The organism is Blautia sp. ZXY-1-C6, assembly GCF_056339875.1.
This window is the reverse complement of record NZ_JBWJVQ010000270.1, coordinates 1-2,549: the sequence shown is the minus strand read 5'-3', so window position 1 is coordinate 2,549 and position 2,549 is coordinate 1. Positions and strand designations below refer to the sequence as shown.

The 2,549-nt window shown below is 44.4% G+C and carries 3 protein-coding genes; 2 read left to right on the top strand and 1 reads right to left on the bottom strand.

What is annotated here, in order from left to right:
• A partial coding sequence (locus AC075J_RS17290; protein WP_476390548.1) for a DUF4317 domain-containing protein occupies positions 1-1,187 on the bottom strand: 1,187 nt, incomplete at its 3' end.
• A 219-nt stretch (positions 1,188-1,406) separates the two neighbouring features.
• Here AC075J_RS17290 and AC075J_RS17285 point away from each other — a divergent pair.
• Together AC075J_RS17285 and AC075J_RS17280 are read left to right on the top strand one after the other, a co-directional pair.
• The gene (locus AC075J_RS17285) at positions 1,407-1,925 is read left to right on the top strand and encodes a nitroreductase family protein (RefSeq protein ID WP_022379958.1); all 519 of its coding nucleotides are present in this window, start codon (positions 1,407-1,409) and stop codon (positions 1,923-1,925) included.
• Between the two features lie 247 nt (positions 1,926-2,172).
• Entirely contained in the window at positions 2,173-2,448 is a 276-nt protein-coding gene (locus AC075J_RS17280; protein WP_029677159.1) for an acylphosphatase, read from the top strand.
• Positions 2,449-2,549 lie beyond the last annotated feature (101 nt).

Sequence of the window (2,549 nt, the reverse complement as noted above, 5' to 3'; positions counted from 1 at the left end):
TCAGATGTCTCCTCTGTCTCAGTATCTGTATTGTCATAAAATTCGTCATCAGAAGGATTTTCATTTCCTGTATGTACGCGGATTCCGTTCAGTTCAACTTCGCCTTCCATTGGGATCACAAGGCACTTGCGTCCGTCAATTATGCGTGTTTCCACAAGATCGGCACGTTCAGGATCTACGTGGACTACAACATCCGGGGTTTTGATCTCGAATCTTTTTGTATTGGTGATGTTGGAAGCAACCAGAGAGGATTTTTCCCCGGCTGTGATCTCGTATTGTTCATCAAATGACTGTAGTTTTTCATCTTCTACGCCGCATTCTTCAAAGAGGCGTTTTACCTCAGATTTGGTCAGAACTACAGGTTCCGGCTCATCCTTCTGTGATTCGATCAGGTCGTTTAATTTCTCGTGAATGCTTAATACAGTGTCATATCTGCAGTCGTCGCCCAGAGTATCTTCAACCAGTGCGTTAAAGGAATCACGCTGTCCTCCTGCAGAAAGAGGTGCTGTACATCCAAGCAGTTCATCGATAAAAATATCCCGAAGCTCGTTTGCATTTTTACTATAATAAAGGACACCATGGATGTCAGTGCTGCGGTCGTTAAACTGCGGGAAAAGGAAAGCAACATCCGGAAGTTCCACGATCCAGTCGCGGATACGGTCCTGGATGCTGTTGGTTTCGGCATTGTAGCAAAGACCTGCCTTAGAGAGTTTTACAGGACAGATACAGCACATGATGTGCTCATAAATCTCATCAGATGCATCAAACATTTCTGCACCGTCGGAAGACTTTCCGGGGATATCATATACTCCATGGATCAGGATGATGTAGTAGTTTTCGGGATAATCATAGTTTTCAATGATCTTATCGTAGAAACTTTCTACCAGTGCATCATCGGTCAGTTTGCTTTCTCTCAGTTTCATAAGAAAATGTTGAGTTCCGCCCTCCGTTTCCTGCTCGAGAGGAAATTCCATGTTCATCAGATTTTTTCCTATTGTTCCGGAAAGGGATTTGCGGAAAATTTCAAAGTATTTGAACATTTCTTCTTCTGATAAAGAGAGAAATGCTTCTTTCAGTTCGGTTTTTTTATTCTTTTCTCCGTCAACGTAACATCCGCAGATGCGGGTGAGAGAACAGTTCTCGGGAGTGAACTGTTTCTTGATTTCAGAAATTTCTTTTTTGTTCATATAGTTTTATACCTCATGTTAGTCTGTTCTTTATTATAGACCAGTTGTGATGCAGGGGCAAGGAAATTTGCCTGAAAATTATGGGAAATACAGGTGAGTTTTGGTAGATGTAGTGCTATAATATAGGAAGATATTGTTGCCTGACTGTGTTGCTGAGAACGTGGTGGACAGTAATGTTGCTTTGACAGTGATGAAAATAAATACAGGAGGATATGAGACATGAATGAAACAATAAAAAATCTTTTGGAGCGAAGAAGTGTACGTGGTTATAAAGAAGATCTGGTGCCGGAAGAAGTGTTGAATGAAATTCTTGAAGCAGGGGAATACGCACCAAGCGGAATGGGACAACAGGGTACACTTATGGTAGTAACACAGAATCCGGAACTTGTTGCGAAGCTTTCTAAAATGAATGCGGATGTGATGGGGACTGAGAGTGATCCGTTCTATGGGGCACCGACAGTTGTTGTGGTCTTTGCAGACAGTAATATGCCTACATGTGTGGAAAATGGAAGTCTGGTTATGGGAAATCTGATGAATGCTGCTCATGCCCTTGGGGTTGATTCCTGCTGGATTCATCGTGCAAGAGAGGTGTTTGCTTCTGAAGAAGGAAAGGCATTGAAGGCAGAGTGGGGTGTGCCGGAGTCTTATGTTGGAATTGGTCATTGTGTGCTTGGTTATCGCTCCGGGGAATATCCGAAAGCGAAAGCGAGAAAAGACGGATTTGTGATCAGGGTGTGATTGTAGTGTGGCGGCAGAGTGATTCCTGAAACAGGCTGGCAGGAAAGACATGAGAATGTTCGGGAAATCAAGTTGCCGGCACAGTAGCTGTGAGAGAGGGTTGCTGTTGAGTATATTTGATTTTAAGAGAAAGAAGTACAGAACGTTTCTGCAGGATTCTGAGACAGGTGAGGAGATTGCTGAGGAGTATGAGAAAGGCCGGGGAGTCTGGAAAAAGCATGATGTTCAGGATGGGAAAGGTTCGGAGATGAGAGAGAATCTGATAAGGAAGCATTATTGGTTTTCGGGGAGAGTGCAGGGAGTTGGATTTCGCTATCGGGCCTGTTATATTGCCAGTTCTTTGGGGGTTACCGGTTGGGTGAGAAATAACTGGGATGACCGCGTTGAGATGGAGGCGCAGGGGAGCAGGGAGCTGCTTGCGCAGATGGTGGAGATGTTGGGGCGGCAGAGGTTTATTGAGATTGAGGGGATTGAGGAAAGGGTGATTCCGGTGGAGGTTGAGAGTGGGTTTTATTCCAGATGAAAGGGACGCAAGCTCAAATCATTCTCTTCGGCTTGACTTCGGGTCTTAAGAAAAACTAAGCTCGGGAAGATCAGGTAAGAGGGACGCAAGCTCAAATCATT

Bases quoted from the DNA above. Each gene is read 5' to 3' on its own strand.
- AC075J_RS17285 (WP_022379958.1), top strand. From the start codon at position 1,407: ATGAATGAAACAATAAAAAATCTTTTGGAGCGAAGAAGTGTACGTGGT.
- AC075J_RS17280 (WP_029677159.1), top strand. From the start codon at position 2,173: ATGAGAGAGAATCTGATAAGGAAGCATTATTGGTTTTCGGGGAGAGTG.